This is a genomic window from Peribacillus sp. QJM3NY_7 (assembly GCF_056173225.1).
The window spans coordinates 49815-61936 of sequence record NZ_CM149663.1 but is presented as its reverse complement, the minus strand read 5'-3'; the positions used below and the strand labels follow the sequence as shown (position 1 = coordinate 61936).

The following is a 12122-nucleotide window of genomic DNA, read 5'->3' as shown; positions in this document are numbered from 1 at the left end:
TTGAACTTGGCCATCACCAAGATCCTCTTTATTAACGGCAACTTTTATGTGCCCTGGTATTCCAGACAAACGGAAAAATGCTTTGGATTTTGTCCAAAGCCCTCTTCCGCTAATGAATAATATAATCGTTTTCATATAAATCAGGGTTTCTTTGCAGCGATTCATGGCAATCTTCACATATCGCCCTTACATGCATATCCCCTTCAGAATCATAAACGATCATCTCTTGTCGCTCTTCATCGGTAAGTTGATTAAAACCTAACTGCTCCGTACTCAGTGAGTGTGCCTCGATTGAGCCCAGCTTAGTTCCGCAATGTCGGCATCGATAATGGAGAGCCATTTGGTAACCCCCTATTTTTGTAATAGTGTTAGTATGTACAAAAGTAGAGGGTTTTTATTCAGCGAAACAGGAAGATATTATTCTTTACTTATATCTACTCTCTGCTTATTGGTTATATTCGTTCATGACCTGTATAAATGGTTTTTCCAACCAGGCTTCACATGATGCTGCGCTTTTTTCGATCGTTGCTCCGACATGATCCCATTCTTCAGGCGAAAAACGCCCTAATACATAGTCAGATACCGGAATGCGGCCAATCGGGCGGCCAATGCCTATTCTGATTCGATTGAATTCCTGTGTACCCAAATGGGCAATTGAAGATTTTATCCCGTTATGACCGCCTGCACTTCCTTTTTGACGAAGGCGAAGCTTTCCTGGAGGCAAATCAAGGTCATCATATATTATGACCACATCCGCGATATCCACCTTAAAGAAATGCATGACAGCCGAAATGGATTCTCCTGACAAATTCATATAGGTTAAAGGTTTAAGCAATAAAACTTTTTCTCCCTTTACCATTCCTGAACCATATATCCCCTTATGTTTTGCTTGATCAAGAGGGATCGACCATCTCCTGGATAACTCATCTATTACTTCAAAACCGACGTTATGCCGGGTTTTTTCATATTGTTTACCGGGGTTCCCTAACCCTACAATAATTTTCATGATTCACACTCCGTCATTACGGTTATTTAAGGAGTTACACTGGGACGAAGTTTTTCCAAGATCCATTGACCTTAGAAAAATAGTACCCTAATTTCAAGCTGGACTGCAAGCGACCGGAGAACTAATTAGGTAAAATCCAAATTAAAGGATTCCATTTCGAAAAAAATCTGTCCGATTTAAATGGATGCATCCAGAGATTGAAAAGACGTAACTCGTTAAGAGCTACGCCTATTATAACACGATTCACTTGTTTAATCCCGGCATCATGACTCTGGTGATGCCTTGGTTTCCCTGCCTTCTTCATTTTCAGGGATACCGCCATCCTGCTGTTCACCTGTACTTATTTCCTCTTCCTGGCGAGGAGCCAAAACAGATGCAACAACTTCTTCACCATCGTTGCCGATTGTAACTTGCTTATTCGTTTGGATATCCGATATGTAGATTGTATCCCCTACCTGAAGTTCGGTAACGTCAACATCGATGGAGTCAGGAATGTCATTAGGTTTAGCCGTGACCGTCACTTCATGAAGAGACTGCTGGAGGACCCCACCGTCTTTCACGCCTTTACACACACCGACAAGATTGATGCGAACTTGTGCCTGTAATTGAGCGGACATATCCACAATTAAAAAGTCTGCATGATAAATGGAGTTTTTTAGTGGATCCTTTTGATAATCGGAGAGCATGACTTCATAACTCTTACCTTCCAAGTCCAAAGAAATGATCCCATTACGGCCTATTTCCTTGATTGTCTTTTGAAGCTCGATATTATTGACGGAAATGGCCGTACTGTCATTTTTATTGCCATATACTATCGCTGGGATTTCGCCGCTTTCCCTCAAATTCCTTAAATTAGAGTGTTTTGAATCCGTACGTTCTTTTGCAGCTAATATATTACTCATACATCCTCCGCCTTCCTAATATGAATTACAAGTTTCTCTATATTTAACATTTCCCTAAATGGTGAATCATTAAACATGAAAGGTAAAATCCGACGGGAGCAAGAAGGCGATAAACATATGGTAAACTTAGGAATTCCCTGTAAAATCTTTTTTCATTCTTTTTCTCTAATTCAAGCGTGAATCGCTTTTTTTTCCATTTCCCCCTCAACTTGCATCACTCGGTCAAGGATTTGGGCTGCTAGTGATGAGTATTGAATACTATCCTTTTTCCGTGGTCTCGGCAGATTGATTTCCTTATTCATGACGACTTTGCCTTCTTCGATTAATATGACACGGTCGGCAAGCATTACAGCTTCTTCAACATCATGTGTAACGAGTAAGGCAGTAAAGCCCCTTTTTCTCCATAGTTCTTCAATCAGCCTTTGCATGCCAATCCTCGTTAAAGCATCCAATGCCCCTAGCGGCTCATCCAAGAGGAGAATGTCAGGTTGGTTCACCAATGCCCTCGCTAATGCAACCCTTTGTTTTTGCCCCCCAGATAAAACGGACGGCCAATCATTTGCTCGATCTGCAAGGCCCACTTGCTCCAGTAATTCCATAGCGTTTGATTTCCAATCCCCTTTCAAGCCTACGCCAATATTTTGAAGGATTTTTTTCCAAGGAAAAAGCCTGCCATCCTGAAACATCGTACGTGATGATTTATTTAGCCCATTCAATGGTTTTCCATTCACCAGTATCTGCCCGCCCGTCGGCCTTTCCAGTCCTGCCACAAGACGAAGCAAGGTGCTCTTTCCACATCCACTCTTACCGACAATGGCTATGAATTCTCCCTTTTTAAATGTCAGGTCCAGCCCCTTTAATACTTCAAACTCCCCAAAATCCTTTCTTACACCCTGCAACTCCAACGAATTTCCATTTTTCATGTTAATGACCTCCTCATTGGTATGACGGATGCCATTTTAAGCATCTTTTTTCAATTAATTTGGCCGCAACGTCCGATATTTTGCCTAATAAGGCATATAAGAGAATACTAAGAACAACAATATCCATCCTCATGAATTCACGGGCATTCATAGCCATATATCCAATTCCGGAATTAGCGGATATTGTTTCTGCGACGATTAATGTGACCCACATGATTCCAAGGGAGAAGCGGATACCCACCAAAATGGATGGAAAGGCCGCAGGGAGAATCACATTCCAGAATAAAGAAAAACCACTTAACCCATAAACCCTCGCCGCTTCGATTAATCCCTTATCCACCGATTTCACACCATGAAATGTATTTAAATAGATAGGAAATAGAACCCCTAAAGCGACAAGGAAGATTTTCGCTTCTTCTTCTATACCAAACCATAGAATCACAAGCGGTATTAAAGCTAAATGCGGAATATTACGCAACATCTGAAGCGAGGTATCGAATAAGGTTTCAGCAATGGATGATAATCCATTTAATAAACCTAGTACAAAACCAATGATTCCACCTATTAAAAAGCCGATGAAGGCTCGCTGAGCACTGATACCGATATAATCAATAAGTTCCCCCGTCCCCAATAAAGCGACACCTGCTTGAAACACTTCAGTCGGGGCAGGCAATATCCGATCCGATAAAATTCCCCACAAGGACAGCAGCTGCCAAGTTACCAAAAGGAGAATGGGCACAATCCATGATATGAGGTACAAACTATTGAACTTTTTGTTTAACTTCATCTTCAATTTCACTTCCTTTTGTAGGGTAGTGGTCATTAGCCAATATTTCCCCGAATGGGCTCGTAGCTTTTGAAACGGGTCCTTGCAGCCTTTCAACAGGGAGTAAGGGGAATAATAATTCCGCAACTCTATACGCTTCTTCAAGATGAGGGTATCCAGATAAAACAAAGGATTCTATTCCGATTTTTTCATATTCCTTCATTCTGGCAGCAACATTTTCTGCACTCCCTACTAGTGCCGTACCGGCGCCCCCGCGCACTAGACCAACACCCGCCCATAAGTTTGGACTGATTTCGAGTGAATCCCTGCTTCCTTTATGAAGTTGCGACATCCTCTTCTGACCCACTGAATCAAATCGTTCAAAAATCTTTTGTGAATTTTCAATCATTTCATCATCCACATATTTAATGAGTTCGTCCGCTGCCTGCCAAGCTTCTTCTTCCGTTTCTCTTACAATGACATGCATTCGTATGCCAAATCTGACCTCACGTCCATATTCTGCTGCCTTTTTACGCACCTTTTCAATTTTCTCAGCCACTTGCACCACGGGCTCACCCCAAGTCAAGTACACATCAATATGCTTTCCTGATATATCAATGGCCGGGTCGGAAGAACCTCCGAAATAGAGTGGTGGATACGGTTTTTGTACAGGCGGCAACAGGATATTCCCGCCCTCAACCTTTAGGTGCTTCCCTTCAAAGTCCACTTTATCCCCGGACATTTCCTTTCTCCAGATATCAAGGAATTCATCTGTTTGCCCATACCGTTCCTTATGATTCAGAAATACGCCATCACCTGCCAATTCGACCGGGTCCCCCCCAGTTACAACATTGATCAAAAGACGGCCATTCGACAACCTGTCGAAGCTTGAAGCCATACGCGCAGCCAAGGTTGGCGACATTAAACCTGGACGGATAGCAACTAAAAATTTCATTCTTTCCGTTGCAGAAATCAATGAAGAACCAACTACCCAAGCATCCTCACAGGATCGTCCCGTTGGAAGCAAAGCCCCTTCAAATCCCAAATGATCAACCGCCTGTGCAATTTGTTTTAAATAAGGAAGTGTAATCGCTCTCCCTCCCTTTGTCGATCCTAAATAGCGACTTTCCCCATGTGATGGCAAAAACCAAAATACTTTCATTTTATTTCCCCCTTAATTTTTATTAACATCTGCAGATGCATCTAGAACATTAATTTTGCTTGGAATTAATTTAAGATTGTAAAATGTATCGGCAATCTTTTGTTGATCATCCAAAACCGTACTGGAAATCTCCTCAAGTCCGTATTCTTTTCTATTTAATGTTTTTTCCAATGCCTCCACACTCATTCCAATTTCCGGAGATAAAAACTCAGCGACATCGCTTGGGTTTTCTTCAATCCATTTATCAACTTTTATCAGTTCTTCTTTGATGATCTTCAACGCCTCTTCATTCCCGGCAAATGAATCAGTTGCCAAGAAGAATTCCCGATTCGCAACCAGTCCTTCTCCATCCCGGATCGTTTTCGTTTCAAGCTCCAATTCCGCCGCTGATAAAAATGGATCCCATATTACCCAGGCATCGATTTGGTTTCCTTCAAAAGCAGCCCTCGCATCAGCCGGTGGCAAGTAGACGGGCTGAATGTCATCAAGAGTAAGACCTGCTTCCTCTAACGCTTTGACCAATAGGTAATGAACATTTGAACCTTTATTCAAGCCAACCTTCTTTCCCTTTAACTCTTTCACATTTTTAATGGGTGAATCCTTTTGTACGACTATAGCCTCTCCTGATGGGTTTGACGGTTGATTGGCAATATAGACAAGCGGTGCCTTGGCTGCTTGTGCAAATATCGGCGGCGCCTCCCCTGTGTGCCCAAAATCAATGCTGCCGACATTCAAGGCTTCAAGCAGCTGAGGTCCTGCAGGGAATTCAGTCCAATCGACGGTATATCCCACTTCTTTTAACCGTGTTTCCAGATTCCCTTTTGATTTTAAAATATTTAATGTCCCGAATTTTTGATAACCGATTTGGATGGTTTTCTCTGATTCTTTTGCGTCAGCACCTGTGGAGCTGTTCTTTTCCTGCCCACATGCACTCACTATCAGCATGAAGATGCTGAAGATGGACAGCAGCCATATCTTTCGTTTTTTCTTCATATTCTGCACACCCTTCTTAAACTTTTTATATAAAAATAAAAGGCTCCTTTCCTTCACCAATTGGACAATAGGGCAAAATGATGCCTAATGTTCAATGGTAAGTGAAAAGGAGCCTTCGGTAGTCCGATCGGCATTAACCAGTATGCACTTGCATAGTACAGTTTTTCATTCCATGAAGATGAATTGTATTTTGTATGGTTATTTTATTATTACTATTCTCATCTGTCAACTAAGAATTAAATATTTTCTGAAACTTTTAAACGAAAACACGGCGAGCCCGAAAGGCCCGCCGTGTTTCATTTTTTTATTTGGTTATCAATCGAATAATGTACTGACTGATTGTTCCTCATGCACACGAATGATTGCCTCTGCAATCAAAGGTGCTACAGAAAGACCGACAATTTTATCGATTTTCTTATCTTCAGATAGGGCAATCGAGTTAGTCACGACCAATTCCTTGATCGTTGAATTTTGAATCCTTTCGATGGCAGGACCTGAAAGGACTGGGTGTGTACAACAAGCGTACACTGCTTTAGCACCATTCTCCACAAGGGCATTGGCCGCTAATGTAATCGTTCCTGCAGTATCGATGATGTCATCAATCAGTATTGCTGTCTTCCCTTCAATATTACCAATGATGTTCATGACTTCAGCCACGTTCGGTCTTGGGCGGCGTTTATCGATAATGGCGATCGGTGCTTTTAGGCGATCGGCCATTTTACGGGCACGTGTTACACCACCATGATCCGGGGAAACGATGACGATATCACTTAAATCTTTTTCCTTGAAGAAATCAGCTAAAATCGGAACGGCAACAAGGTGATCGATCAGAATATCGAAGAAACCTTGAATTTGAGGTGCATGAAGATCTAATGTGATTACACGGTGGGCACCAGCCGTTTCTAAAAGATTTGCGACAAGTTTAGCTGTAATTGGTTCACGCGCACGCGCTTTACGATCTTGGCGGGCATAACCGTAATATGGCATTACAATATTGATCGTTTTAGCTGAAGCACGTTTAAGAGCATCGATCATAATTAAAAGTTCCATTAAATTTTCATTGACTGGTTGGCTTGTTGATTGGATTACGAATACATCACAGCCACGGATACTTTCTTCAATATTAATTTGAACTTCACCGTCACTGAAACTTGTTACACTACATTTTCCAAGTTCAACACCGATTGCTGCAGCAATTTCCTGAGCTAAATCGAAGTTTGAATTTAAAGAGAATACTTTTAAATTAGGATCTAAATACTGATTTGACATGATGACCTCCGTCGGTTATTTATTAAATTTCAAATTCTTGACATAATCTTCTTTGTTAACTTGACGAGCCCGGGCAACGGATAGGGCTTGCTGCGGTACATCTTGCGTGATGGTTGAACCAGCAGCTACATATGCCCCTTCTCCTACTGTCACAGGTGCAACCAGATTAGAATTGCAGCCTATGAAGACATTGTCTTCAATCTTCGTCAAATATTTATTTTTCCCGTCGTAATTCACGGTAATAGATCCACAGCCTATATTAACATTCTCCCCAACCTCTGCATCACCAATATAACTCAAATGTGAGGCCTTGCTTCCTTTGCCAAAAACGGTTTTTTTGATTTCGACAAAATTACCGATCTTAACGGAATCCTTAATATCTGATTGAGGTCTAACATGTGCGAATGGACCGATTTTAACAAAACTTCCAATACTGCTTTCATGCACAACCGATTGGAGGACTTCCGTTCCATCACCAATTTCACAATCACTGATTTCCGTATTCGGGCCAATCAAGCAGTCCTGCCCGATGATACTTTTTCCTTTAATGAATGACCCAGGGTTAATGACTGTATCCTGTCCGATTTGCACATCCGCTTCAATGAAAGTTGTAAGCGGGTCGATGATCGTTACACCGTTCCTCATATGCTTTTCATTGATGCGTTTCCGTAAAATTTGCTCAGCCTGCGATAAAGCCACGCGATCATTCACACCCAATGTCTCCTCGAATTCACTGGATTGGAAAGCCGTCACCACTTCGCCTTCTTCTTTTAAGATTTCAATAACATCCGGCAAGTAATATTCTCCCTGGACATTTTCATTCGAAACCTTTTTCAGCGCGCTGAATAATGCTTGGTTGTCGAAGCAATATGTACCGGTATTTATTTCCTTAACATATCTTTCTTCTTCCGAAGCATCCTTATGCTCGACGATCTTTTCTACAAGTCCGCCTTCACCGCGAAGGACCCTTCCATAGCCAGCAGGGTTATCTGCATATGCTGTTAAGATTGTTGCTTTCGCCTGACTTTGCTCATGCAAGGCTATAAGCTCTTTCATTGTTTCCGCTTTAATCAGAGGCGTATCACCGCAAATAACAAGGGTCGTGCCACTTCTTGCGGATAAAACGCTTTCCGCTTGCATTACAGCATGTGCCGTACCTAATTGCTGTTCTTGTAAGGCATACTTGCATGAATCACCAAGTTGCTCTTGAACCTTTTCAGCACCATGGCCGATGACTGTTACAATATCTTCTATTTGAAGTTGATTGACTTGATCGATAACATGTTGTACCATTGGTTTCCCGCAAACAGGGTGCAAAACCTTATAAAGCTTAGATTTCATCCTAGTACCTTGCCCAGCGGCCAATATTATTGCATAGCGATTACTCATAACAGGCCTCCATTTTCACCTTTTTATCCACTAAAAATATTATCTCAAATAGTGATTCTTTTCAAGGTAACAATTAAAAGTACATATAATTGTCAACCAATCGGGTGAAAAATTTCCGTTATCCGACAGCTTACAAATGCCAGCATTGGACCTTGGGGCATTATTTGGCATCATGAAATGAATGATATATGCCCGGTCAATGTACAGAAACATGTTTCCTCCCCTTTATCCCAAAATACCGCCACGACCGCGCCATGCCTATGTACAAGCCATCTGGCAGCACTGCACCCGTTATCTACTCCCATTCCGATATCAAGTTACCGATTCAGGTCATTAGAGAGATCCCCTTACAGGAATTTCAATTTCCGTTGAACAAAAAGGTTTTAAAAATAAAAAGGATGGGTACTTAAACTTTAGATAACACGTAAGTTTTACAATCCATTTAAGCAAATGTGCATGATGAGCGGATAAGTTCTAAACTTATCTGTTTTTGAATAAATAAAAAAGAGCACTACTTATGAAGTAGGCTCTAGATGCACGACTTATAAATTTAAAGTTTAAAAGTAAGGTTATTTTAAGAAGCACCTGCTCCAGCTTCCTCTAATTCAGTTTCAAGTTCTCCCAATCGATGATATTCTGTCAAGACAGCTTCTTGAATTTTCCCGCGTGTCGAGGAATTGATTGGATGAGCGATATCCCGGAATTCTCCATCTGGAGTTCGTTTACTTGGCATTGCTACAAATAAACCATTGTTTCCGTCGATCACACGAATATCATGAACCACAAATTCATTATCCAGTGTAATTGATGCGATAGCTCTCATACGACCATCCGTATTCACACGGCGTAATCTTACGTCAGTTACTTCCATTTAAGCTCACCATCCCTTTTTGTTGTTGTTAAAACTTAAAGTACATATTCAACAAAAAAACGTGAACTCCTTCTATTATCTGTAATTTTTTTAGAAAATTCAGCCTAGTTTTTAAAAATATTAAAAATCACCCATATATTGCAGGATAATTACCCATTACGAATGCCCTGAAAAATAAAAAAAACGCCCGTTTATTTAACGAGCGCTACCACTTCTATTTCCACTAGTGCATCTTTAGGAAGGCGAGCAACCTCAACACAAGAGCGGGCAGGTTTGTGAGCAGAAAAGTATTCTCCGTATATTTCATTAATCGAACCGAAATCGTCCATACTTTTAATGAATACTGTAGCCTTAATGACAGTTTCCAATGAAGCCCCGGCTTCTTTCAATACAGCTTGGAGATTCTTAAAGACCTGGTGTGTTTGTTCCTTGACATCCCCTGTCACCATCTCACCAGAAGCAGTAAGCGGGATCTGTCCCGAACTGAAAAATAACGTATCCACGATCACGCCTTGTGAATATGGTCCGATCGCTGCCGGTGCTTCATCCGTATGTATCGTTTTCATGAAATGATTCCCCCTATTCCTTTTTCGTAAAATAATTCCCACGGCTGACCTTGATTTCCTTGTCTCTTTCGACCACCTGTGTCAACTTGATTAAAGAAACATAGTCCTCGACAAGGCACTCCTCCGTATGTTCGGATTCGACCAGCACCGCAATTCCGGCAACTGTTGCCTTGAATTCATCCAATAGACTGACCATACCGTTAATGGTACCCCCAGCCTTCATGAAATCGTCTACAATCAATACATTCGAACCCTCAACCAAGCTTCTCTTAGAGAGTACCATAGTCTGGATCCTCTTTGAAGAGCCTGAAACATAATTGATGCTCACTGTAGAACCTTCCGTTACTTTATTATTCCTGCTTACAATGACAACTGGAACATTCAAATAATTTGCCACGGCGTATGCCAATGATATCCCTTTGGTTGCCATTGTCATGATGACTGAGACATTTTTCTTGGCATACATTGAGGCGATTATCCTTCCAACCTTATTCACGGTTTGCGGATGTCCTAAGATGTCTGTCATATATAGATAACCGCCAGGAAGTAGCCTTTCGGGACTAGCGATCGTATCGCATAATCCGTCAATGAAGGCATTGACTTCTTCTTCCTTGATGGAGACAATATATTTCACTCCACCGGCCGCACCTGGAACGGTTGTCAAAGAACCTATACCGCGTTGTTCAAAGGTATCTTTGATGATTGTCAAATCTTCACTGATCGAGGACTTTGCCGAACTATATCTTTCCGCAAAATAAGTCAGCGAAACAAGTTCCCCTGGATGTTCTAATAAATAATTGGTCATATCGACTAGCCTCTCGCTGCGACGAAATTTCATTGAGACACCCCCTTTGTGAATTCCGAATATTATATAGCAACTATACCATTAATGTACGTTTCTATTCAAGATTGTTTCGATCACCTAACAAACGGACCGCATAGACTTGATCACAAAATCCGCGAAGACCATTGTAAATCCTCTGCATTCGCGAATCATGTTCCACCAAACCAAAAACGGTCGGACCGCTTCCGCTCATCAAGACCGAATCTGCTCCAAATGTCTTCATTTGATCTTTAATGTTCGCAACCTCCGGGTATAACTGCAATGTCACTTGTTCAAGAACATTCCCCAACCCTTCACATACATCGTGATAATTGTTTTCCATAATAGCCGAAATCATTCCAGGTACATCCGGATGCTCCATTCTTGAAGTTTGGAGCCTTTTGTATATATCGGCAGTCGAAACGCCGATCGTCGGTTTTGCCAAGATGACCCAGCACTTTGGCGGTGCAGGAAGATGCGTGATTTTTTCCCCGCGCCCTCTGGCCAATGCCGTACCTCCATATACACAAAATGAAACATCAGAGCCAATTTCAGCTCCGATTTCCGCAAGTTCATCCATGGAAAGACCAAGCTTCCACAGTCTATTTAAGCCTCTTAAGGTTGCTGCGGCATCACTGCTGCCACCAGCAAGTCCTGCGGCTACAGGTATATTTTTCTCTATAGTTATGGAAACACCTTTACTGATCCCAAAACGTTCCTTTAGAATAAATGCAGCTTGATAAGCCAAATTCCGATGATCATCCGGAACAAATCGATTATGGGATAGAATTTGAATATGATTTCCCGTTATTTCCTTTAGTTCAATTCTATCGGCAAGGTCGACTGTCGTCATGATCATTTCCACCTCATGATACCCATCAGGCCGTTTGAAAAGCACATCCAAAGCCAAATTAATTTTAGCCGGGGCTTTTTCCATAAGCTTCAATATGTCCACCTACTTTAACGTTCTTAAAAGTTCTTGTCCTATTCTATCATATTTGTTTATATTCTAAAGGTTTTTTCATCGTAATTTCAATGTATTGAAACTAAGATTGGCCCTTAGAGGAGAATAGACACATGTAGGCACATTGGGGAGCAGCCACTTCCTGCATCCCAAAAGACTTGCTACATATCCATATGGCATTCACCGATACATAAAAAAACCAGACTCCTTAACTACAATGTAAGCAAAAATGAATAGAGCTATACATTGTATAAAGAGTCCGGCTTCCATCAACATGACGGCATGATACAATTAAGTGTTTTATCTTACTCTTTGTTCACCAATTGACGTTGTGCTTTTTCGATCGCAAGTTTTACCATGTTTCCTGCATCCCTGGCCCGGATTCCTCCCCAGCCTTCTTTCTGGACAACATCGTAAAATCCAAGTTCCTTAGCCAATTCCTCTTTAAGATCATTTGACATAATCCCTTTTTTCCTGCTCAAGCGAAG

General features: G+C 41.5%; 14 protein-coding genes. All 14 read right to left on the bottom strand.

Annotated features, from left to right (window positions below):
- Window positions 1–109 precede the first annotated feature (109 nt).
- The 14 genes from AC0VX1_RS00325 to AC0VX1_RS00260 all read right to left on the bottom strand — a co-directional run bounded on the left by AC0VX1_RS00325 (window position 110) and on the right by AC0VX1_RS00260 (window position 12116).
- On the bottom strand, window positions 110–340 hold the full coding sequence (locus AC0VX1_RS00325) for an anti-sigma-F factor Fin family protein (protein ID WP_034316319.1): 231 nt from the start codon (window positions 338–340) through the stop codon (window positions 110–112).
- A 105-nt stretch (window positions 341–445) separates the two neighbouring features.
- Window positions 446–1006 carry an aminoacyl-tRNA hydrolase gene (pth, locus tag AC0VX1_RS00320; RefSeq protein ID WP_034316321.1) on the bottom strand — a complete coding sequence of 187 codons (561 nt, stop codon included), beginning with the start codon at window positions 1004–1006 and terminating at the stop codon, window positions 446–448.
- Window positions 1007–1269: 263 nt separating this feature from the next.
- On the bottom strand, window positions 1270–1908 hold the full coding sequence (locus AC0VX1_RS00315) for a 50S ribosomal protein L25/general stress protein Ctc (protein WP_475469605.1): 639 nt from the start codon (window positions 1906–1908) through the stop codon (window positions 1270–1272).
- Between the two features lie 170 nt (window positions 1909–2078).
- Window positions 2079–2831 carry an ATP-binding cassette domain-containing protein gene (locus AC0VX1_RS00310; RefSeq protein ID WP_475469604.1) on the bottom strand — a complete coding sequence of 251 codons (753 nt, stop codon included), beginning with the start codon at window positions 2829–2831 and terminating at the stop codon, window positions 2079–2081.
- 13 nt (window positions 2832–2844) lie between these two features.
- The gene (gene ssuC, locus AC0VX1_RS00305) at window positions 2845–3618 is read right to left on the bottom strand and encodes an aliphatic sulfonate ABC transporter permease SsuC (protein WP_082854482.1); all 774 of its coding nucleotides are present in this window, start codon (window positions 3616–3618) and stop codon (window positions 2845–2847) included.
- Window positions 3593–4759, bottom strand: coding sequence for an FMNH2-dependent alkanesulfonate monooxygenase (gene ssuD / locus AC0VX1_RS00300; RefSeq protein WP_475469603.1), 1167 nt, complete (start codon window positions 4757–4759; stop codon window positions 3593–3595). Before ssuD ends, ssuC begins: the two co-directional genes overlap by 26 nt.
- A 12-nt stretch (window positions 4760–4771) precedes the next feature.
- Window positions 4772–5752, bottom strand: coding sequence for a sulfonate ABC transporter substrate-binding protein (locus tag AC0VX1_RS00295; protein WP_475469602.1), 981 nt, complete (start codon window positions 5750–5752; stop codon window positions 4772–4774).
- 315 nt (window positions 5753–6067) lie between these two features.
- Window positions 6068–7021: a ribose-phosphate diphosphokinase gene (locus AC0VX1_RS00290; protein WP_034316329.1), complete on the bottom strand. Its 954-nt coding sequence runs from the start codon at window positions 7019–7021 to the stop codon at window positions 6068–6070.
- Between the two features lie 15 nt (window positions 7022–7036).
- On the bottom strand, window positions 7037–8410 hold the full coding sequence (glmU, locus tag AC0VX1_RS00285; protein WP_413023893.1) for a bifunctional UDP-N-acetylglucosamine diphosphorylase/glucosamine-1-phosphate N-acetyltransferase GlmU: 1374 nt from the start codon (window positions 8408–8410) through the stop codon (window positions 7037–7039).
- Between the two features lie 574 nt (window positions 8411–8984).
- A complete protein-coding gene (gene spoVG / locus AC0VX1_RS00280) occupies window positions 8985–9281 on the bottom strand; it encodes a septation regulator SpoVG (RefSeq protein WP_034316332.1) in 297 nt (98 codons plus the stop codon).
- A gap of 191 nt (window positions 9282–9472) precedes the next feature.
- A complete protein-coding gene (locus tag AC0VX1_RS00275) occupies window positions 9473–9847 on the bottom strand; it encodes a RidA family protein (RefSeq protein WP_034316334.1) in 375 nt (124 codons plus the stop codon).
- 13 nt (window positions 9848–9860) lie between these two features.
- Window positions 9861–10685 carry a pur operon repressor gene (gene purR / locus AC0VX1_RS00270; RefSeq protein WP_057276492.1) on the bottom strand — a complete coding sequence of 275 codons (825 nt, stop codon included), beginning with the start codon at window positions 10683–10685 and terminating at the stop codon, window positions 9861–9863.
- Window positions 10686–10746: 61 nt separating this feature from the next.
- The gene (gene ispE, locus AC0VX1_RS00265) at window positions 10747–11616 is read right to left on the bottom strand and encodes a 4-(cytidine 5'-diphospho)-2-C-methyl-D-erythritol kinase (RefSeq protein WP_413023894.1); all 870 of its coding nucleotides are present in this window, start codon (window positions 11614–11616) and stop codon (window positions 10747–10749) included.
- Between the two features lie 323 nt (window positions 11617–11939).
- Complete coding sequence (locus AC0VX1_RS00260; protein ID WP_034316340.1) at window positions 11940–12116, bottom strand: small, acid-soluble spore protein, alpha/beta type; 177 nt, start codon at window positions 12114–12116, stop codon at window positions 11940–11942.
- Window positions 12117–12122 lie beyond the last annotated feature (6 nt).